Origin of the sequence: Pseudomonas sp. 203-8 (assembly GCF_020708595.1) — a bacterium.
In the GTDB taxonomy this organism is placed as follows: Bacteria; Pseudomonadota; Gammaproteobacteria; order Pseudomonadales; family Pseudomonadaceae; genus Pseudomonas; species Pseudomonas aeruginosa.
Window position 1 is genome coordinate 247,176 of the sequence record NZ_JAJFDF010000009.1, and the last position, 20,074, is coordinate 267,249.

General features: G+C 64.4%; 22 protein-coding genes and 1 tRNA gene. 15 read left to right on the forward strand and 8 right to left on the reverse strand.

From position 1 onward, the window contains the following. Positions 1-46: 46 nt before the first annotated feature. The 3 genes from LJF27_RS22015 to LJF27_RS22025 all read left to right on the forward strand — a co-directional run bounded on the left by LJF27_RS22015 (position 47) and on the right by LJF27_RS22025 (position 4,541). Positions 47-760: a 3'-5' exonuclease gene (locus LJF27_RS22015; RefSeq protein ID WP_229601879.1), complete on the forward strand. Its 714-nt coding sequence runs from the start codon at positions 47-49 to the stop codon at positions 758-760. 139 nt (positions 761-899) lie between these two features. Beyond that, a complete protein-coding gene (locus tag LJF27_RS22020; RefSeq protein ID WP_229601880.1) occupies positions 900-2,009 on the forward strand; it encodes a DNA-methyltransferase in 1,110 nt (369 codons plus the stop codon). Between the two features lie 450 nt (positions 2,010-2,459). Further along, on the forward strand, positions 2,460-4,541 hold the full coding sequence (locus LJF27_RS22025; RefSeq protein WP_229601881.1) for a DNA cytosine methyltransferase: 2,082 nt from the start codon (positions 2,460-2,462) through the stop codon (positions 4,539-4,541). On the opposite strand, the gene LJF27_RS22030 is transcribed toward LJF27_RS22025, so the two are convergent. Next, a complete protein-coding gene (locus LJF27_RS22030) occupies positions 4,538-4,807 on the reverse strand; it encodes a hypothetical protein (protein ID WP_229601882.1) in 270 nt (89 codons plus the stop codon). The two genes, LJF27_RS22025 and LJF27_RS22030, sit on opposite strands and share 4 nt — an antisense overlap. Positions 4,808-4,863: 56 nt before the next feature. Further along, on the reverse strand, positions 4,864-5,604 hold the full coding sequence (locus tag LJF27_RS22035) for a hypothetical protein (protein ID WP_229601883.1): 741 nt from the start codon (positions 5,602-5,604) through the stop codon (positions 4,864-4,866). Positions 5,605-5,634: 30 nt separating this feature from the next. On the opposite strand from LJF27_RS22035, the gene LJF27_RS30545 reads away from it, so the two are divergent. The 5 genes from LJF27_RS30545 to LJF27_RS22055 all read left to right on the forward strand — a co-directional run bounded on the left by LJF27_RS30545 (position 5,635) and on the right by LJF27_RS22055 (position 8,117). Further along, positions 5,635-5,892, forward strand: a complete 258-nt coding sequence (locus LJF27_RS30545) for a DUF4406 domain-containing protein (RefSeq protein ID WP_420708745.1) — start codon at positions 5,635-5,637, stop codon at positions 5,890-5,892. Next, the gene (locus LJF27_RS22040; RefSeq protein WP_267498118.1) at positions 5,778-6,086 is read left to right on the forward strand and encodes a DUF4406 domain-containing protein; all 309 of its coding nucleotides are present in this window, start codon (positions 5,778-5,780) and stop codon (positions 6,084-6,086) included. The genes LJF27_RS30545 and LJF27_RS22040 overlap by 115 nt, the downstream gene beginning before the upstream one ends. Positions 6,087-6,243: 157 nt before the next feature. Further along, positions 6,244-6,732, forward strand: coding sequence for a hypothetical protein (locus LJF27_RS22045; protein WP_229601884.1), 489 nt, complete (start codon positions 6,244-6,246; stop codon positions 6,730-6,732). A 79-nt stretch (positions 6,733-6,811) separates the two neighbouring features. Beyond that, positions 6,812-7,048, forward strand: a complete 237-nt coding sequence (locus tag LJF27_RS22050; protein ID WP_003116724.1) for a DUF4224 domain-containing protein — start codon at positions 6,812-6,814, stop codon at positions 7,046-7,048. 1 nt (position 7,049) lies between these two features. Continuing rightward, positions 7,050-8,117 (forward strand): tyrosine-type recombinase/integrase, encoded by a 1,068-nt coding sequence (locus tag LJF27_RS22055; RefSeq protein ID WP_025921106.1) that lies wholly within the window; start codon positions 7,050-7,052, stop codon positions 8,115-8,117. Positions 8,118-8,233: 116 nt separating this feature from the next. Here the strand turns inward: LJF27_RS22055 and LJF27_RS22060 are convergent. Continuing rightward, a tRNA-Ser gene (locus LJF27_RS22060) sits at positions 8,234-8,323 on the reverse strand. A gap of 129 nt (positions 8,324-8,452) precedes the next feature. On the opposite strand from LJF27_RS22060, the gene LJF27_RS22065 reads away from it, so the two are divergent. From LJF27_RS22065 to LJF27_RS22095, 7 genes are all read left to right on the forward strand, one after another. Beyond that, a complete protein-coding gene (locus tag LJF27_RS22065) occupies positions 8,453-9,121 on the forward strand; it encodes a Bax inhibitor-1/YccA family protein (RefSeq protein WP_003090386.1) in 669 nt (222 codons plus the stop codon). A 110-nt stretch (positions 9,122-9,231) separates the two neighbouring features. After that, the gene (gene tusD / locus LJF27_RS22070; RefSeq protein WP_003090387.1) at positions 9,232-9,627 is read left to right on the forward strand and encodes a sulfurtransferase complex subunit TusD; all 396 of its coding nucleotides are present in this window, start codon (positions 9,232-9,234) and stop codon (positions 9,625-9,627) included. After that, positions 9,624-9,983 carry a sulfurtransferase complex subunit TusC gene (gene tusC, locus LJF27_RS22075; protein ID WP_003090389.1) on the forward strand — a complete coding sequence of 120 codons (360 nt, stop codon included), beginning with the start codon at positions 9,624-9,626 and terminating at the stop codon, positions 9,981-9,983. The genes tusD and tusC overlap by 4 nt, the downstream gene beginning before the upstream one ends. Next, positions 9,983-10,288: a sulfurtransferase complex subunit TusB gene (gene tusB, locus LJF27_RS22080; protein ID WP_003090391.1), complete on the forward strand. Its 306-nt coding sequence runs from the start codon at positions 9,983-9,985 to the stop codon at positions 10,286-10,288. The genes tusC and tusB overlap by 1 nt, the downstream gene beginning before the upstream one ends. Further along, positions 10,285-10,620: a TusE/DsrC/DsvC family sulfur relay protein gene (locus LJF27_RS22085; RefSeq protein WP_003090393.1), complete on the forward strand. Its 336-nt coding sequence runs from the start codon at positions 10,285-10,287 to the stop codon at positions 10,618-10,620. The genes tusB and LJF27_RS22085 overlap by 4 nt, the downstream gene beginning before the upstream one ends. Further along, on the forward strand, positions 10,617-11,600 hold the full coding sequence (locus LJF27_RS22090) for a glycosyl transferase family protein (protein ID WP_003108776.1): 984 nt from the start codon (positions 10,617-10,619) through the stop codon (positions 11,598-11,600). The genes LJF27_RS22085 and LJF27_RS22090 overlap by 4 nt, the downstream gene beginning before the upstream one ends. Before the next feature lie 87 nt (positions 11,601-11,687). Beyond that, a complete protein-coding gene (locus LJF27_RS22095) occupies positions 11,688-12,662 on the forward strand; it encodes a glutathione S-transferase family protein (RefSeq protein WP_003097628.1) in 975 nt (324 codons plus the stop codon). Positions 12,663-12,666: 4 nt separating this feature from the next. Here the strand turns inward: LJF27_RS22095 and cysG are convergent, their stop codons facing one another. The 5 genes from cysG to ftsK form a co-directional block, all read right to left on the reverse strand. After that, positions 12,667-14,064, reverse strand: a complete 1,398-nt coding sequence (gene cysG, locus LJF27_RS22100; protein ID WP_003113366.1) for a siroheme synthase CysG — start codon at positions 14,062-14,064, stop codon at positions 12,667-12,669. Position 14,065: 1 nt separating this feature from the next. Beyond that, on the reverse strand, positions 14,066-15,346 hold the full coding sequence (gene serS, locus LJF27_RS22105) for a serine--tRNA ligase (RefSeq protein ID WP_003097631.1): 1,281 nt from the start codon (positions 15,344-15,346) through the stop codon (positions 14,066-14,068). Positions 15,347-15,467: 121 nt separating this feature from the next. Then, positions 15,468-16,793 (reverse strand): replication-associated recombination protein A, encoded by a 1,326-nt coding sequence (locus LJF27_RS22110; RefSeq protein WP_003097632.1) that lies wholly within the window; start codon positions 16,791-16,793, stop codon positions 15,468-15,470. A 9-nt stretch (positions 16,794-16,802) separates the two neighbouring features. Beyond that, complete coding sequence (gene lolA, locus LJF27_RS22115; protein WP_003090414.1) at positions 16,803-17,429, reverse strand: outer membrane lipoprotein chaperone LolA; 627 nt, start codon at positions 17,427-17,429, stop codon at positions 16,803-16,805. 25 nt (positions 17,430-17,454) lie between these two features. Further along, a complete protein-coding gene (gene ftsK, locus LJF27_RS22120) occupies positions 17,455-19,890 on the reverse strand; it encodes a DNA translocase FtsK (RefSeq protein ID WP_003119977.1) in 2,436 nt (811 codons plus the stop codon). Positions 19,891-20,074 lie beyond the last annotated feature (184 nt).

Consider the following 20,074-nt stretch of genomic DNA (forward strand, 5'->3'; position numbering starts at 1 on the left):
TTCAACGCAGGCGGCCGCGCTGGCCGCCTCTACTCAAGGAGGGCTCATGAAGCCCATCATCTTCGACACCGAGACCACCGGCACCGACCACCAGACCGACCAGATCATCGAGGCGGCCTGGCTGGAACTTCCCGAGCGGCCTTACCAATTCGCGGCGGTCACGCCGGAGGATCTCCCGTACTACCAGGAGCGCTTCAAGCCGAGCGTGCCGATCAGCCTCGGCGCCCAGGCCGTCCACCACATCATCTGCCAGGACCTGGTCGGTTGCCGGGAGTCGAAGGAGTTCGCCCTGCCCGCCGGCCCGCTCCTGATGATCGGCCACAACGTCGACTTCGACTGGCGCATGGCCGGCGAGAACCCCGACATCAAGCGAATCTGCACCCTCGCGCTGAGCCGCTTCCTGTTCCCGGACAAGGACAGCCACACCCAGTCCGCCATGATGTACCTGATCGCGCGGCGCAACGGCCGGGAAGCTCAGGCCCGCGAACTACTGCGCAACGCCCACGCCGCGCTCGATGACGTCCGCAACTGCGCCATCGTCCTCCGCTTCCTGCTGGAGGTGGCCATGGACGCCGGACACGCGGCTGACACCTGGGAAGAGGTCCATGCGCTGAGCGAGAAGGCGCGCATCCCGACCGTCATACCCTACGGCAAGCACAAAGGCACGCCGATCAATCAAGTCCCGAACGACTACAAGGCCTGGCTGCTGCGTCAACCAGACGTCGATCCGTACCTGGTCCAGGCCCTGCGCCAGCGATAGCCACCCGCCGAGCGCCCCACCCGGGGCGCTTTCTCTCCAAGCACGCACCGGACGCCGCCCTGTGGGCGATTCAACCATGCCTCGTGGGCCGCCCTGTCAGGCAGGGCGGCGTCCAGTGCCTGTTCACCGAGTACTGACGATGCCTGATCACCTCCCCTACACCCTCCATGTGGGCGATTGCCTGCAGGTTCTGCGCACCCTTCCTGACGAGTCAGCCCACTGCTGCATCACCAGCCCGCCCTACTTCGGCCTGCGCGACTACGGCGTCGACGGGCAGATCGGCCTGGAGCAGACGCCTACCGAGTTCGTGGCACGCCTCGTCGACGTCTTCCGCGAAGTCCGCCGCGTGCTGCGCGATGACGGCACCCTCTGGGTCAACATGGGCGACAGCTACGCCTCCATCGCCGGCGGCTATGCACCGGAAGGGTCGGCAGGTAAGCACGACATTGTTTCGCGAAACACGCGCGGCGCAGTGCGGCGCGGTCACCGTCGCAATCCGGCGGAAGGACTGAAGCAGAAAGACTTGATGGGCATCCCCTGGCGCCTCGCCTTCGCCCTACAGGACGACGGTTGGTATCTGCGCCAGGACATCATCTGGCACAAGCCGAACCCGATGCCGGAGAGCGTGCGCGACCGCTGCACAAAGGCGCACGAGTACCTGTTCCTGCTCAGCAAGTCGCCTCGGTATCACTTCGACCAAGATGCTATCGCCGAACCCCTGGCGCCGGCATCGGTTGCCAGACTGGCTCAGGACGGCTGGGATGCCCAGCACGGTTCGGACAGGGTGCCAGGGAAGACCAACGGTGCGATGAAGGCCGTCGGCGGCCGACGGAGCAAACGCAACAGCTTCGCCCGCGAAACCAAGAGCAGCGCCGGCACCCACGGACAGAAGGCACAGCACCGGCCGGACCGCCCCGACATCGACTACAGCGCCACGCGGAACAAGCGCAGCGTCTGGACCGTGCCCACCGCCGGTTTCAAGGGCGCGCACTTCGCAACTTTCCCGCCCGACCTGATCCGGCCATGCGTTCTCGCCGGCGCGCCGCGGGGAGGCCTGGTCCTTGATCCCTTCGGCGGCGCCGGCACCACCGCCCTCGTCGCCATGCAGGAAGGCCGCCGGTCGGTACTCCTCGAACTCAACCCTGAATACGCGTCCATCGCCCGCCACCGCCTGGCCGCTGCCTGGCTGGAGGGTGCTGCGCAGATGGACATCTTCCACGACACTAAGGAGCCGGTCAAAAACTGCTAGGGCATTTGTAAAGCTTGATGTCCGAGCTATCTAACTTCGAGAATCCACTCAGAATGTAAAGGGTATTTACTCCATTCTTCTGGGCAATAAATCCTTCGCATGAGACACCGCACATAACATCTGCGGTGAAACACAGATTCTCCCTAGAAAGCTCGTACAGGTTACTTGGCCATGTCAGGCAGTCGTAGTTTCCGCCGATTGGGCACATCACTTGCGAGATATCGCCTGCTGCAACGATTTGCGATCCGGGCAATGAGTTAATTTCCCCATAAGCCCACACGCCTGAGCTAACCAAAGCCAACAAACTGGCACACCACACTCGCATTAACTTCACCGACTCCTCCTTGATCCGGCCCCATGCCGGGCCATCCAACTCTAGCCCCAACGACATCACTGCGCCATCACGCATAGCGCAGTGCATCGTCACGTTCGCGAAAAGGAACCCGCCGCATGACTTCCCTCAAGAAGCCCTCCCCGCTCGACTTCAAAACCCAGTACGGCCTGGCCCTGGACGACGCCGACGACGCGATCATCGTCGACCTGTTCGCCGGCGGCGGCGGTGCCAGCACCGGTCTGGAAATGGGCCTGGGCCGCAAGGTCGACCTAGCCATCAACCACAACCCGGCCGCAATCAGCATGCACGAGGCCAACCACCCGCACGCGGAGCATCTGCCGACCGATGTCTGGGGCATCGACCCCATAGAGGCCACCAAGGGCGCCACCGTGGGCTGGCTGCATGCATCGCCGGACTGCCGGCACCACAGCCAGGCCGCCGGCGGCCAGCCGCGCAAGAAAGAGATCCGCGACCTGTCCTGGGTTGTTGTGAAGTGGGCCGGCAAGCTCCAGAAGCTCGGCCGCGGCCCCTGGGTCATCAGCCTGGAGAACGTGAAGCAGATCCTTCAATGGGGCCCGCTGATCGCCAAACGCGACAAGTCGACCGGCCGCGTCGTGCGCCTCGACGGCACTGTAGCCGGTCCCGGCGAGCGAGTGCCGCGGCACGAGCAGTTCCTGGTGCCCGATCCGAAGCGCAAGGGCCGCACCTGGCGTCAGTTCCTGCGCGCCCTGGAAGGCTTCGGCTACCACATCGACTATTGGGTCGAGCGCAACTGCGACTACGGAGACCCGACCACTCGCCAGCGCCTGTACCTGGTGGCCACCGACGGCGGTTTCGAGCCTGTGGCGGCGGAGAAGACCCATGCCGCGAGGCCCGGCAAGGGGCTGAAGCCGCACCGCACGGCCGCAGAGTGCATCGATTGGAGCGACCTCGGCCAGTCGATCCGCAACCGGAAGAAGCCGCTGGCGGATGCCACCATGCGCCGCATCGCGAAGGGTATCGAGAAAGAAGTGCTCCAGCGCGCCAAGCCCTTCATCGTGCCGATCGCGAACTGGTCGCGCGAAGCCGTGCATCCGGTTGACCAGCCGCTGAACACCATCACTGCCTGGCCGAAGGGTGGCGCTTTCTCCGTTGCCACCCCGACGCTGATCCAAGTCGGCTACGGCGAGCGCGACGGACAGGCACCGCGCGTCCTTGAACTGGATGAACCGCGCGGCACCGTGGTCGCCGGCGGCATCAAGCACGCTGTCGCTGCGGCGCATCTGGTGAAGTTCCGCTTCGACGCTACCGGCGCGCCGGTCGACCAGCCGATGCCAACGATCACCAGCGGCGGCGAGTGCAAGCGCCCGGCCGGCGCGGCGCACGCCCTGGGCTTGGCCAGCGTGGTCTTGGTCGGTGTCGGCGGCCGCGCCGGCCAAACCGAGCCGCGCTCGGTCGCCGAGCCGATGTACACCATCACAGCGAAAGCTGACTGCGGAGTGGCCACCGCGTTCATGGTCCAGGCCAACGGGGGCTACAACACCACCCACAGCCGCCCGGCCGACGCCCCGATCAGCACTATCACGAACAAGGGCAGTCAGCAGCAGCTCGCCACGGCACACCTGGTAACGCTGCGGAAGGGATCGCATGGCGCCCCGGTGGACGGACCGCTGGGCACGCAAACCGGCACGGACCACCACGGTCTGGTCGCCGCCCACCAGTTGCATCTGCGCGGCAACTGCGACGCACGCGCCGCCGACGAGCCGCTGCACACGGTCAGCGCCGGCGGCACGCACCACGGTCTGGTCACCGCGGAAATGGTCGCCAGCAGCCTGACTCCGGAGCAATTGGACGGCGCGCTGTGGGTGTCGGCGTTCCTGGTGCGCTACCACTCGACCGGCGGGCAGTGGGCGAAGCTGGACGATCCGCTGACCACGATCACCACCAAGGACCGCTTGGCGCTGGTCACGGTCTGGATCAGCGGTAGCCCCTACGTGATCGTCGACATCCGCCTGCGAATGCTGAAACCGCGTGAGTTGTATCGCGCCCAGGGCTTCCCCGACAGCTACATCATCGAGCGGGGCCACAACGGGCAGCGGTTCACTCTGTCCCAGCAGGTCCACATGTGCGGCAACAGCGTGAGCCCGAACACGATGGCCGCATACGCCCGGGCGAACGATCCGTGGAAGTTGCGCCGGCGCCAGCAGGTGGCAGCCTAAACCTGCGTCGAAATGTTGTAGGCGATCTGGAGAGCAACAGCGGCGGCGGCCACCCAAGCCGCCCTGCTGTTCCATCTCGCCTGCAACCGCAGGGTGCCATACAATTCACCGCCGTCGACGATTATCGCCTTCCATGAATCTGTATTTTTAACGTCTTCAAAACCGGGTGGTGGTGCAGCCTTCGCCATAGCGGCCTTCACCCAAAACACTGCCGAGAGTGCACCAGCCACCAGCGATAGCACGTTCAATATGGCGGGAATACTCATCGATCGCTCCTTGACTAGGTGCAGCACCAGCTGCTCGAAATCACCATTCACCTCGACTACTGCCCATCTAACTGGTGATCGGCATAAACAAGTTTACCCTTTAGGTATGACTTCATCGACTCGACACTCGCTTTGAGTTCTTTCTGGAATTCATCACCATCATCTGAAAGATCGCCATACATTATGTCTCGTCTCTTATCGAGCATATCCTTGTATGGTTTTCTCTCATCATCAACGCGGCCTGGCTTTATCCATTCAAAATAGATTCTGATATAGTTGATGAGTTCCTTTTCGAACTCGAACACCTTCTTGAACATATCTAGCGGTGTATCGCCCCAAAATATCTGGGATTCAAGCAGCACTGCGTAGACCTCCAGTCTCGCCAGCGAAGCCTTCTCCATTCGCCTCGCATAGCCGCGCTGACGCTCACGATGGCTTCGTTCCTCGGAAGTCCCGCTATCCTGCTCACCATCCTTCGGCGCCATCTCGTGCAGAAACATAGCGGGGTTTCTCATCTGCGCAATAGCTTCCTCGTACTTCAGAAGAGCAATTGAAATTCGTCGAACTAAATCATTATTGATCGAGGCATCATTTTGATGTCGCCAGGTATCCAACCCCTTCTTTCCGAAGTAAACGGCCACAAAAACGCCAATAGCGGTTGCGACTGAAGAGATCATACCAAGCAACGCCGCCATATCAGCTTTCCAGAAGTTACTCGCAGGAATGATCCTGAAAAACAGGCCTCCAGTTAGAAATAGGAGTCCTGCGACAACCCAACTGACTTTATCCCTGAACATTCAATCTCCCTCTTTGATGCTCGGGCGATTATGCATCGCTCGCCCTCATTCCGCGAGGCTCTCCATGCCCCCATCATCTACCTCGCCGGCCCCATGACCGGCCTGCCGGAGTTCAACTACCCGGCCTTCCACGCCGAAGCCGCGCGCCAGCCTACGGCACCCGGGCCGGCTACATGCGCAAGGCCCTGGCGCAGCTGGTTACCTGCGACGCCATCGCGCTGTTGCCGGGCTGGCCAAGTTCACGCGGCGCCAATATCGAGCGCAGCCTGGCCTTTGAGATGGGGATGAAGGTCTTCATGGCCGCGGACATCGCCGCACCTATAGGGCGGGAGTCAGCCGCCACCCTCGCCTGTGCTTCCACCGCTAACTCCGGACTTAACCAAGCAAACGAGCTTTCGCATTCTGACGTGGGTGCAAGGTCTTCCGGGCGCCACCCCCTCGATCATTCGGTTGAGGTCGGCTCGTTCGAGCCCGTCAGCTAGAGCCCCCTCGCGGTAGAGCTGCCGAATGTGCCCTTCGTGAAGCCACTTCTTGCTGGTCTCATTGAAGCAAATGCTCCGCCCAGGTCTTCGCTCCTGAATGAGCAGGCCTTGCTCGCCAGCCAACTCAAACACCCGCGCAACAAACCATTCCTCATCCATGTTCATCGCTCCAGCCGAAAGCCTGGAGTATAGGAGACCCTATGCCGGCAAATTGCTGCGCTCACAAGGAACGCCCCATCTTGTTCAGCGGGCCGATGGTCCGCGTCATCCTGGAGGGGCGGAAGACGGTCACCCGCCGTGCCATGAAGCCGCAACCAGTGCTCGACGGCCATTTCTGGACGTACGGCGGCGCCGGCTGGTCGAGAACGAAGGCAGGACGCCGGAGCACGACGACGAGCACGACAACGGGGAGATGGCCCGCACCGCCGCCTGCTACGCCCTGGCCGGCTCCAGCGCTCCGAACGATGGAACCGCCGCCCTGCTGGTGTCGCTGGCGCGGCCCTGGGATGAACAGTGGTGGAAGCCGACCAGTGCGCGCCGTGATCTAGTCAAGGCCTGCGCCCTGGCGCTGGCCGAGATCGAACGTCTCGACCGGGCAGGCATATCGCAAAATCCCCAGCCGGGAGCCACCACGGCCTCTTCCTGAGGCCAGCCCCGGCTGGGGCGAGAATCCTAACACTCAATTTCGGTCCCGGGCGATCCGCCTGGGCGGAGAGGCATTGCCCATGGAAACCCCATCTGAGTTCCTCTCGAAGGAGGAGTTGGAGGCCATGATCGGCGCCAAGTCATCGAAAAAACAGGTCGAGTGGCTGGCATCTCATGGCTGGAAGTACGAATTGAATGCTGCGCAGCGACCTGTCGTCGGGCGGATCTATGCCCGCCTGCGGCTGGCCGGAGTGAAACCGAACGGAACGGTCGCTGTACAGGAACCGTGGACGCTGGATCTGTCGAAGGTGAGTTGAAATGCGGCCGAAGCAGCCGAAGAACAGGGACCTCCCGCCCCGGATGATTCGCCGGACCAGGAAGCTGAAAGGAGGTAGGTTGTGGGTTGGCTACTACTACGACGGCCGCGGCGAGGACGGAAAGAGGAAGGAAATCCCGCTCGGCACCGACCTGGACCTGGCAAAGCTCGAGTGGGCGCGGTTGGATGCCAGTCCGGCTCCGAAGACCCTGCGCAAATGGGGTGACGTGTTCGACCGGTACGAAAAAGAGATCATCCCCGGGAAAGCGCCACGCACCCAAAAGGACAACCTCCTCTCGCTGACGCAACTGAGAAAGGCATTTTCAGAAGCGCCGGTCGAGGCGCTCACCCCCCAAGTGCTGGCACAGTACCGGGACAAGCGGTCCGCGAAGGTTCGGGCGAACAGGGAGCTATCCCTCTTCTCCCACATCTTCAACATCGCCAGGGAGTGGGGGATCGTCACGGCTGAAAACCCGGTGAAGGGGGTTCGCAAGAACCGCGAGACGCCGCGCGACTTCTACGCCAGGGCCGAGGTCTGGAACGCGGTATACGGCGCGGCGCCACCGGAACTCCGCGACGCCATGGACCTTGCCTATCTCACTGCTCAGCGGCCGAGCGACGTGCTGATCATTCGGGAGGCGGACATTCAGGATGGGCACTTGCAGATCGCCCAGGGCAAGACGTCGAAGAAGTTGCGCATCATGCTCGATGTCGACGGCAGCCCGACAGCGCTTGGAGAGCTCGTTGCGCGGCTGTGCGAGCAGCGGCGCCAGCGCGGCGTAGCCGGCCCGTATCTGATCACAACGCCAGATGGCCGCCGGATGACATCCTCCATGCTGCGCATTCGCTTTGACGAAGCACGGTCAGCCGCCGCCGGCGCGGCGCTTGAGGAACTCGACGAGACCCTGGCCACCGCGATTCGCCAGTTTCAGTTCCGAGACATCCGCCCGAAGGCAGCCTCTGAAATTGCTGACCTCGGCCGGGCATCCAGGCTGCTTGGACACACCGACAAGCGCATCACTGAGACCGTCTATCGTCGTGTCGGCGAGATCGTGGAACCAACGAAGTAAGGAAGAGTTGCGGAAATGACAGGGATGTTGCGGAAATGGTCAGGGTCGCCGCGCAACGGTGGGGAGACGATCCAGAAATGCAAAAGCCCCGGCTAACGGGGCTTTCAGCGATGAAATGGCGGAGGTGTAGAGATTCGAACTCTAGGATAGGTCTCCCCATCGACGGTTTTCAAGACCGTTGCCTTAAACCACTCGGCCACACCTCCGCATCGCGGGGCGCCATAGTACCGGATAGCAACACACTGTCAAACTCTATCGATTGGCCCTGGCAGAGGCTTTGCTATCATGCCCATCAGTACGTCATGGACCCGTTCCCGTTAAGGAGTACCCACACCATGCAAGAACAGCAATATCAGCTGAACTCCGCCGTCGCGGAACAGCGTGAAGTCAGCGGCGTTCTGCGCAATACCTACGGCCTGCTGGCACTCACCCTGGCCTTCAGCGGCCTGGTGGCCTACGTTTCGCAGCAGATGCGCCTGCCCTATCCGAACGTGTTCGTGGTGCTGATCGGCTTCTACGGCCTGTTCTTCCTCACCGTGAAGCTGCGCAACAGCGCCTGGGGTCTGGTCAGCACTTTCGCCCTGACCGGCTTCATGGGCTACACGCTCGGCCCGATCCTCAACATGTACCTCGGCCTGCCCAACGGCGGCAGCGTCATCACTTCGGCGTTCGCCATGACCGCCCTGGTGTTCTTCGGCCTGTCCGCCTATGTGCTGACCACCCGCAAGGACATGAGCTTCCTGTCCGGCTTCATCACCGCCGGCTTCTTCGTCCTGCTGGGCGCCGTGCTGGTATCGCTGTTCTTCCAGATCAGTGGCCTGCAACTGGCGATCAGCGCCGGCTTCGTCCTGTTCTCCTCGGCGATGATCCTCTACCAGACCAGCGCGATCATCCACGGCGGCGAACGCAACTACATCATGGCCACCATCAGCCTGTACGTGTCGATCTACAACCTGTTCATCAGCCTGTTGCAGATCTTCGGCATCGCCGGCGGCGACGACTGATAGAAAACGCCTCCGGAAAAGCCCGTCCCCGCGACGGGCTTTTTCATTTGCGGACCGGCAAAACACAGGCATTGGTTTATCATTCGAAGAAATCCTTCGCGTATCGCAGCATGAAATTCGCCATCGCCCTATTCGACCCTCCCCACTCCCCCGCCGCCCGCCGCGCGCTGCGCTTCAGCGAAGCCGCGCTGGCCGGCGGGCACGAAATCGTCCGCCTGTTCTTCTACCAGGACGGCGTGCACAGCGCCTCGGCCAACGTCGTGAGCGGCCAGGACGAGTTCGACCTGCCCGCCGCCTGGCGCGAGTTGGTCGAGCGCAACGGCCTGGACGCCGTGGTCTGCATCGCCGCCGCCCTGCGCCGCGGCGTGCTGAACGCCGAGGAAGCCGAACGCTACGGCCGTCCCGGCGCCAACCTTGGCGCACCATGGGAACTGTCCGGACTCGGCCAGTTGCACGAGGCGGCGCAAAGCGCGGACCGCCTGGTCTGCTTCGGAGGCGACCGATGAGCCAGTCGCTGCTGATCATCAGCCGCCAGTCGCCCTGGTCCGGCCCGAGCGCCCGCGAGGCGCTGGACATAGCCCTGGCCGGCGGCGCCTTCGATCTACCGGTCGGCATGCTGTTCCTCGACGACGGCGCGTTCCAGCTGGCTCCCGGCCAGCATCCTGCGCACCTGCAGCAGAAGGACCTGCAGGCCAACCTGCAGGCCCTGCCGATGTTCGGCGTGGACGACCTCTACGTCTCGGCCCGTAGCCTGCGCGAGCGTGGCCTGGCTGAAGAGCGCCTGGCCCTCGCGGTCGAGGTGCTCGACGACCAGGCCCTGCGCGACCTGCTGCAACGCTACGACCAGGTGATTACCCTCTGATGGCCACGACCCTCCACGTACTGTCCCGCTCGCCGTTCAATGACGGCCGCCTGGGCAGTTGCCTGTACCTGCTCAACCCCGGCGACGGCCTGCTGCTCTGCGGCGACGCCGTGCACGCCCTGCTGGCCGGCAGCCACGCCTGCCAGGCCCTGGAACTGATGCCGGCGGAAATCGAACTGTTCGCCCTGCTGGAAGACCTCCAGGCGCGCGGTATCGAGGACGTCCCCGCTCGCCTGGTGGCGGTGGACTACCCCGGCTTCGTCGAACTCGCCACCCGCTTCGACAAGGTCAACAGTTGGCTATGACGCTCCTTACGCTGGAAGGCCGGGAAATCCGGCTGGACAAGGACGGCTACCTCGCCGCCCTCGACGATTGGTCGGAGCCGGTGGCGGAAGCCCTGGCCGCCCGCGAGGAGCTGGCCCTGACCGCCGAGCACTGGGAGATTCTCCAACTGCTCCGCGAGTTCTATGCGGAGTTCCAGCTGTCTCCGGCCAACCGCCCGCTGATCAAGTACGTCGCCCAGCGACTGGGTCCGGACAAGGGCAACAGCCTGCACCTCAACCACCTGTTCAAGGGCGCCCCGGCCAAGCTTGGCGCGAAGCTGGCCGGCCTGCCGAAACCGAGCAACTGTCTATGACTCTCTCGACTCCCGCCGAACATCCGTTCGCCCAGTTCGTCCGCATCCTCGGCAAAGGCAAGCGCGGAGCGCGCAGCCTGACCCGGGAGGAAGCCCGCGAGGCCCTCGGCATGATCCTCGACGGCAGGGTCGAGGACACCCAGCTGGGCGCCTTCCTCATGCTCCTGCGGCACAAGGAGGAAAGCAGCGAGGAACTGGCCGGTTTCACCGAGGCGGTGCGCGAGCGCCTGCAAGTCCCGTCCTTGCGCGTCGACCTCGACTGGCCCAGTTACGCCGGCAAGAAGCGCCACCTGCCCTGGTACCTGCTAGCCGCCAAGTGCCTGGCCGGCCATGGCGTGCGCATCCTCATGCACGGCGGCGGCGCGCATACCGCCGGACGCCTGTACAGCGAACAGTTGCTGGCGGCGCTGGAGATCCCGCTCTGCCACGACTGGCTGCAGGTAGAACAGGCCCTGGAGCGCGGCCACCTGGCGTTCATTCCGCTCGGCGCCTGGATGCCGGTGCTGCAACGCATGATCGATCTGCGCAATACCCTCGGCCTGCGCTCGCCGATCCATTCGCTGGTTCGCCTGCTCAACCCCCTGAATGCGGATTGCATCCTGCAGAGCATCTTCCACCCCGGTTACCAGGAAACCCACCGCGAGGCCAGCCGCCTGCTCGGCGACCGGGCCATCGTCATCAAGGGCGAAGGCGGCGAGATCGAAGTCAACCCGGACGTCGTCGCCCACCTGTATGGTTGCGACCAGGGCGAAGCCTGGGACGAGGAATGGCCAGCATTGTCGACGCACCGGCACATGAAGCCGGAACAGCTCGACCCGGGTTTCCTTCGGGCCGTCTGGGACGGCCGCGAAGGCGACGCCTATGGCCACCTGGCGGTGCTCTCCAGCATGGCCCTGGCGCTACGGGCCCTTGGCAAGAATCGCGAAGAAGCCTTCAAGGAAGCCGCACACTACTGGGCGACCCGAAACGAATCGATCTGATCGATACGAATAGCCCTTTATTTATATAAATTTATCGATCACCCGACACTAGACTGTTCCTCCAACGACGTATGGAGGAACCCGCTCATGGGACAGTTGATCGATGGCCGCTGGCACGACCAGTGGTATGACACACAGAAAGACGGCCGCTTCCAGCGCGAAAACGCCCAGCGCCGCCATTGGCTGGGCGAGCCGGCGTTCCCCGCCGAGGGCGGGCGCTACCATCTCTATGTCTCGCTGGCCTGCCCCTGGGCCCATCGGACCCTGATCGTGCGCAAGCTGAAGGGGCTGGAGTCGCTGGTCGATGTTTCGGTGGTCAGTTGGCTGATGCGCGAGAACGGCTGGACCTTCGACCCCGCCCACGGCTCCACCGGCGATCGCCTCGACGGCCTGGCCTTTCTGCACCAGCGCTACACCCGCGACGACCCGCACTACAGCGGCCGGGTCACGGTGCCGCTGCTGTGGGACAAGCAGGCGCAGAAGATCGTCAACAACGAATCAGCCGATATCGTCCGCATCTTCAACAGCGCCTTCGACGCCATCGGCGCCAACGCGCTGGACTTCTACCCGGAGCCGCTGCGCGAGGAGATCGAACGCCTCAACGGACGCATCTATCCTGCGGTCAACAACGGCGTGTACCGTGCTGGCTTCGCCACTCGCCAGGACGCCTACGAGGAGGCCTTCGTCCAGTTGTTCGAGGAGCTGGACTACCTGGAAGGCTTGCTCGGCGAACGCCGCTACCTGGCCGGCGAATACCTGACCGAGGCCGATATCCGCCTGTTCACCACCCTGGTGCGCTTCGATGCGGTGTACCACGGACACTTCAAGTGCAACCTGCGGCGCATCGAAGACTACCCGAATCTCTCCGGCTGGTTGCGCGAGCTGTACCAACGCCCGGGCATCGGCGAGACAGTGGACTTCGAACATATCAAGGGGCACTACTACGCCAGCCACCGCACCATCAACCCGACCGGGATAGTACCGCTGGGCCCGCGTCTCGACCTGGCGCGCGCGCCAGGCCGGGAACGACTTCCCGGCAAGGGCATCTGGGGAGAAGGCTGAAGGCTCAGGCGTCCTCGCGGGCGCCTTCGAACCAGGCCAGCTTGTCGCGCAGTTGCACGACTTCGCCGACGATCACCAGGGTCGGCGCATGCACTTCGTGCTCAGCCACCAGTTGCGGCAGGTTTTCCAGGGTTCCGGTGAATACCCGCTGCTGGGCGGTGGTCCCCTGCTGGATCAGCGCCGCCGGGGTCTGTGCGGAGCGACCGTGGGCGACCAGTTGCTCGCAGATCACCGGCAATCCCACCAGGCCCATGTAGAACACCAGGGTCTGGCCAGGCGCTACCAGGTCCTGCCACGGCAGGTCGGTGGTGCCGTCCTTCAGATGACCGGTGACGAAACGAACCGATTGCGCATGATCGCGATGAGTCAGTGGAATCCCGGCGTAGGCCGCGCAGCCGCTGGCCGCGGTGATTCCCGGCACGACCTGGAAAGGTATGCCGTGGGCAGCCAGTTCGTCGATTTCCTCACCGCCGCGGCCGAAGATGAACGGGTCGCCACCCTTCAGGCGCAGCACGCGCTTGCCCTGGCTGGCCAGCTCCACCAGCAGGCGGTTGATCCGATCCTGCGGCACCGCATGTTCGGCGCGGCGCTTGCCGACGTACAGGCGTTCGGCATCGCGGCGGCATAATTCGAGGATCGACGGCGCCACCAGGCGATCGTAGAGCACCACGTCGGCCTGCTGCATCAGGCGCAGGGCACGGAACGTCAGCAGGTCCGGATCCCCCGGCCCGGCCCCGACCAGATATACCTCGCCCGTGGCTATGTGCGCGAGGCCGCCGGCCAGGTGCTCCTCCAGGAGACGCTCGGCTTCCGCCGGACGGCCGGCCAGGACACGCTCGGCGATCTCGCCCTGGAACAGGTTTTCCCAGAACACCCGGCGCTGCTGCAGGTCGGGTAGCAATTCCTTGACCCGGTGGCGGAAGCGGCTGGCGAGTCCGGCCAGTTGCCCGTAGGTCGAGGGAATCCAGGTTTCCAGCTTGGCCCGGATCAGCCGCGCCAGCACGGGCGCATCGCCGCCGCTGGAGACCGCCACCACCAGCGGCGAACGGTCGACGATGGCCGGGAAGATCACGCTGCACAGGGCCGGCGCGTCCACCACGTTGACCGGTATCCCGCGCGCATTGGCCGCTCGCGACACCTCGGCGTTCAGCGGTTCGTCGTCGGTGGCGGCGATGATCAGGGCGCAGCCGGGCTGGTCGCCGTCCTGGTAGTCGCGTTCGAGCAGCTCGCCGCCGCCCTGCTCCACCAGATGCCGCAGTTCGATGTGGATCTGCGGCGCGACCACGCGCAGGCGCGCGCCGGCGTCGGCCAGCAGGCGCGCCTTGCGCAGGGCGACTTCGCCGCCACCGACCACCAGCGCGAGGCGCCCTTGCAAGGAGTGGAACAGCGGCAGGAAATCCATGTCAGCCGATCACCTCGATGCCAGCCATGTAGGGCTTGAGGACTTCCGGCACACGGATCGAGCCGTCCGCCTGCTGGTAGTTCTCCAGTACCGCCACCAAGGTGCGGCCGACGGCCAGGCCGGAGCCGTTGAGGGTGTGCACCAGCTCGGGCTTGCCGGTTTCCGGATTGCGGTAGCGGGCCTGCATGCGCCGGGCCTGGAAGTCGCCGCAGTTGGAGCAGGAGGAAATCTCGCGGTACTTGTCCTGGCTGGGAACCCAGACTTCCAGGTCGTAGGTCTTGGTCGCACCGAAGCCCATGTCGCCGGTGCACAGCGCCAGCACCCGATACGGCAACTCGAGCAGTTGCAGGACGCGCTCGGCGTTGGCGGTCAGGCCTTCCAGCGCCTCGTAGGAAGTGGCCGGATCGACGATCTGCACCATCTCCACCTTGTCGAACTGATGCTGACGGATCATGCCGCGGGTATCGCGCCCGGAGGCACCGGCCTCGCTGCGGAAGCACGGGGTATGGGCGACGAACTTCAGCGGCAATTGCTTGGCGTCGAGGATCTGCCCGGAGACGATGTTGGTCAGCGAAACCTCGGCGGTCGGGATCAGGTAGAGGTCAGCTTCGCCGTCGCGGCCGATCTTGAACAGGTCCTCCTCGAACTTCGGCAACTGGCCGGTGCCTTGCAGCGCCGGAGCCTGGACGAGATAAGGGGTGTAGGCCTCCTCGTAGCCATGCTCGGCGGTATGCAGGTTGATCATGAACTGCGCCAGGGCGCGATGCAGGCGGGCGATCGGGCCGCGCATGAGGGCGAAGCGCGCGCCGGAAAGCTTGGCAGCGGTCTCGAAATCCAGCCAGCCGTGCCGTTCACCGAGGGCGACATGGTCCTTGACCTCGAAATCGAAGGTCTTCGGCGTGCCCCAGCGACGCACTTCGACGTTGGCGTCCTCGTCGGCACCGACCGGCACCGACTCGTGTGGCAGGTTGGGAATGCCCAGCAGCATGGCATCCAGTTCGCCCTGGATGGCGTCCAGCTGTCGCTTGCCTTCCTCCAGCTCGGAGCCCATGCGGTCGACATCGGCCAGCAGCGGCGCGATGTCCTCGCCACGCTGCTTGGCCTGGCCGATCGCCTTGGAACGCGCGTTGCGCTCGGCTTGCAGCTGCTCGGTACGGGTCTGTACCGACTTGCGCTGCTCTTCCAGCGCTTCGATGCGTGCGACATCCAGTTGGAAGCCACGGGTGGCCAGGCGGGCAGCCACTTCTTGCGGCTGGGTGCGTACCAGTTTGGGATCGAGCATGCTCTTTTCTCGTCTCGTGTCGGTTATCGGCGGTTCGTGGCCCGGTTGGCGCTTCGCCGGCCCCGGCGACGTCATCGACGCCGTCGCGGAAGCCTGGCTAGCTCCGCCGAGCCCATACCGCTCAGGATTTTCTGCGTTGGCGGGGACTGGTGCGATCCAGCTCGGCCAGGTGTTCCAGCTTGTCGCGGATCTTCAGTTCCAGGCCCCTCGGCACCGGTTGATAGTAACGCCGCGGCTCCAGATCCTCGGGGAAATAATCCTCTCCGGCGGCATAGGCATCCGGCTCGTCGTGGGCGTAGCGGTATTCCTCGCCATAGCCGAGGCTCTTCATCAATTTGGTCGGCGCGTTGCGCAAGTGCAATGGCACTTCCCGCGAGCCGCTTTCGGCGACGTCGCGCATCGCCGCGTTGAACGCGCTGTACACCGCATTGCTCTTCGGCGCACAGGCCAGGTAGACGATGGCCTGGGCCACCGCCAGCTCGCCTTCGGGGCTGCCCAGGCGCTCCTGCACGTCCCAGGCCGACAGGCATAGGCCGAGGGCGCGAGGATCGGCGTTGCCAACCTCCTCGCTGGCCATGCGCACCACCCGCCGGGCGATGTACAGGGGATCGCAGCCGCCGTCGAGCATACGCGCGAACCAATAAAGTGCCGCGTCGGGATTGGAGCCGCGCACCGACTTGTGCAGCGCGCTGATCTGGTCGTAGAACGCCTCGCCGCCCTTGTCGAAACGTCGGCGGGTATCGCCGAGCAGATTCTGCAGCAGCTCGGGGCTGATCTCGCTGCCGTCCTCGGCGAGGTCGGCAGCGTTCTCCAGCAGGTTCAGCAGGCGCCGCCCATCGCCGTCGGCGGCGGCCAGGAGAACCTGGAAGCTCTCCTCCGGCAGCCTCAGCTTGCGCTTGCCGAGGCCCTTGTCCTCGTTCAGCGCGCGGCCCACCAGCTTGCGCAGGGCGGCTTCGTCGAGGCTCTTGAGGACATACACGCGAGCCCGCGAGAGCAGCGCATTGTTCAACTCGAAGGACGGGTTCTCGGTGGTCGCGCCAATGAAGATCAGCGTGCCGTCTTCCACATAGGGCAGGAAGGCATCCTGCTGGCTCTTGTTGAAGCGGTGCACCTCATCGACGAACAGGATGGTCCGGCGCCCGTATTGCGCCGCGTGCTGCTTGGCCACCTCGACCGCCTGGCGGATCTCCTTGACCCCGGACAGCACCGCGGAAATGGTCTCGAAATGGGCGTCCGACACCTGCGCCAGCAGCCGCGCCAGGGTAGTCTTGCCGACTCCCGGCGGGCCCCAGAAGATCATCGAGTGCAGCGCGCCCTGCTCCAGCGCCTCGCGCAAGGGCTTGCCGCGGGCCAGCAGGTGTTCCTGCCCCACGTACTCGTCCAGGTTTGCGGGCCTCAGCCGTGCCGCCAGGGGCTGCGCGACGGGCTCGCTGCGGAACAGATCCACGGCTTGCGCTTACTCCTGGATCACGTCGACGCCCGGCGGAACGTCGAAGGTGAATTGCTTGGCATCCAGCGCCTCGTTCATCTTCACGTCGAAGAACAGGATGTTGGTGCGCTGGCCGACGCCATCGATCATCTGCATGTCGTTCACCTTGCCGCTGCGGAACGACAGACGCAAGGTGTCGAAGAGGGTGTCCTTGGTCTTCGGCTTGAGCACGAAATCGACTACGTTGCCGCCTTCCTTGTAGGTGATGGCGAAGCTTTCGCTGATCTTCGAGATGTCGCCGGAGAGCAGCAGCGCCGGCGTCTGGGTCAGGCGCTGATCGAGCTTCTGGATGGTCACCTGCTCCAGGTCCGGGTCGTACAGCCAGACCTTCTCGCCGTTGGAAATGAGCAATTGCTCGTTCGGCGCATCGGTATGCCAGCGGAACAGTCCCGGCCGCTTCAGGCTCAGTTGGCCGGCGGTTTCCTGCAGGCGCGTGCCGCTACCGTCCAGGGTCAGTTGGGAAAAACGCGCGGTCAGGGTCTGGGCCTTGTTCAGCAGGCCGGTCAGGCGCTGGACAGCGGCGCTGTCGTCGGCATGGGCCAGCGAAGCGCCCATGGCCAGGGCGGCAACGAACAACGTGCGGATCAGTCGCATCGGAATCCTCTAAAACCTGTCGGGTTCAATCACGAACCGGCGCCGGCGCGATGACTTCGCGGGAGCCGTTGGTATTCATCGGGGTGACCACGCCGGCCATCTCCATCGCCTCGATCATCCGCGCGGCGCGGTTGTAGCCGATCTTCAGCTTGCGTTGCACGGCGGAGATCGATGCCCGGCGACTCTCGGTGACGAAACGTACCGCCTCGTCGTAGAGCGGGTCGTCCTCGCTGCCTTCGCCGGAGCCGTCGCCGCCATCGAAGGAACCGCCACCGCTGCCGCCTTCGTCGACGCCAGCGAGGATGTCCTCGATGTAGTCGGGCGCGCCGCGCAGCTTCCAGGCCTCGACCACCCGGTGCACCTCGTCGTCGGAAACGAAGGCGCCGTGCACGCGAATCGGCAGGCCTGTGCCCGGCGGCAGGTAGAGCATGTCGCCGTGGCCGAGAAGTTGTTCGGCGCCACCCTGGTCGAGGATGGTGCGCGAGTCGATCTTGCTGGAGACCTGGAAGGCGATCCGGGTCGGGATGTTGGCCTTGATCAGGCCGGTGATCACGTCCACCGACGGCCGCTGGGTCGCCAGGATCAGGTGGATACCGGCCGCCCGCGCCTTCTGCGCGATACGGGCGATAAGCTCCTCGACCTTCTTGCCGACGATCATCATCATGTCGGCGAATTCGTCGACCACCACCACGATGGTCGGCAGGGTGCTCAGCTGCGGCGGCTCGTCGTCCGGGCTTTCGCGACGGAACAGCGGGTCGGTCAGCGGCGTGCCAGCCTCCTCGGCGTCCTTCACCTTGCGGTTGAAGCCAGCCAGGTTGCGCACACCCATGGCCGCCATCAGGCGGTAGCGCCGCTCCATCTCCGCCACGCTCCAGCGCAGGGCGTTGGCGGCTTCCTTCATGTCGGTGACCACCGGGCAGAGCAGGTGCGGGATCCCTTCGTAGATCGACAGTTCGAGCATCTTCGGGTCGATCATGATCAGTCGCGCCTCGCTCGGCGTGGACTTGAACAGGATCGACAGGAGCATGGCGTTGACCCCCACCGACTTACCGGAGCCGGTGGTACCGGCCACCAGCAGGTGCGGCATCTTCGCCAGGTCGGTGATGATCGGCCGACCGCCGATGTCGTGGCCCAGGGCCAGCGGCACGGTGGACTTGTGCTCGTCGTACTCCGGCGACGACAGCACTTCGGAGAAGCGCACCATCTGCCGGTCTTCGTTGGGAATCTCGATGCCGACGGTGGTCTTGCCGGGAATCACTTCCACCACCCGCACGCTGATCACCGCCAGCGAGCGCGCCAGGTCCTTGGCCAGGTTGGAAATGCGGCTGACCTTGACCCCCGCCGCGGGCTGGATCTCGAAACGGGTGATCACGGGGCCCGGATGCACCGAATCCACGCTGACCTCGACGCCGAACTCCTTCAGCTTGATCTCCAGCAGGCGCGACATCGCCTCCAGCGACTCGGGCGAGTAGCTCTTCTGCTTCACTTCCGCCGGATCGAGCAGCGACAGCGGCGGCAGGGTGCCCTCCACCGCCGTATCGACGAACAGCGGCGCCTGCTTCTCTTTCAGCACGCGCTTGCTCGGCTCCGGGGCCTTCGGCGGCGGTGGCGGATCGATCTTCGGCGGCGGGCGCTTCTCCCGCTCGCTCATGTGCTTGGCCAGGGCCTCTTCGCGTTCCAGCAGGCGCTCCTTGGCCTTGGACTGTTCGCGGCGGTCCGGCACGCTCGGCGCCACCACCTCGGCGACGCGCTCGTCGACCTCGCGCAGTTGCGCGACCAGTTGCTTGCGCTCGGCGCGCGCGCCCATCCAGCGATTGAAGGCGTTCTGGATCAGTTCGAAGAAGTCCAGGGTGATCTTGCCGGTGACATCCATCACCTTGAACCAGGAGAGGTCGGCGAACACCGTCAGGCCGAAGAGGAACAGGGCGAAGAACACCAGCGTGCTGCCCTGCACGTTCAGCGCATCCACCGCGACGCGGCCCAGGCTCTGGCCGATGGCGCCGCCGGCCGAGGCGCTGGCCGGCATGTGGCCGCTGGCGTGGAAATGGATGTAGGCCAGTGCCGAGCCGGCCAGGATCAGGAAGATCAGCCCGACCAGGCGCCAGGAAAACAGCCAGGTGTTCCATTCCCACGGCAGGTTGCGGCGGCGGAATACCTGCCAGGTCTTGATGCCCAGCAACAGCGGAAAGAGGTAGGCGAAGTAGCCGAGCGTCATGAACAGGATATCGGCGGATACCGCACCGAGCCGACCGGCGGCATTCTGCACCTGGTCAACCTGGCTCGAGTGACTCCAGCTCGGATCGGCCGGGTCATAGGTGAGCAGAGCCATCCACAAGTAGAGGCAGAGCGCGCCCAGCGCGATCAGGACCCCTTCCTTCAGGCGGGAATGCAGTTGCTGACGCCATGCGGCGGCATGGCTCGCGGTGGTCGAATCCTTCAAATCGCTATTTTTCCTGCGCACGGCTGGTGCTTTAGAAGCTGTCTTGGTCAAAACGCGCCTATTGTACGGCTTTAGGGAAACTCTGAAAAATCACACCCGAAATCAGCGGCAATCCGTGCGTGGCTGATCCCGGCCCCGGGGTTTTGCCGGCCTTTTGCGGATAGGTGTAGCATAGCCGGCAGAACTCTTCAGGCGGCTCCATTGG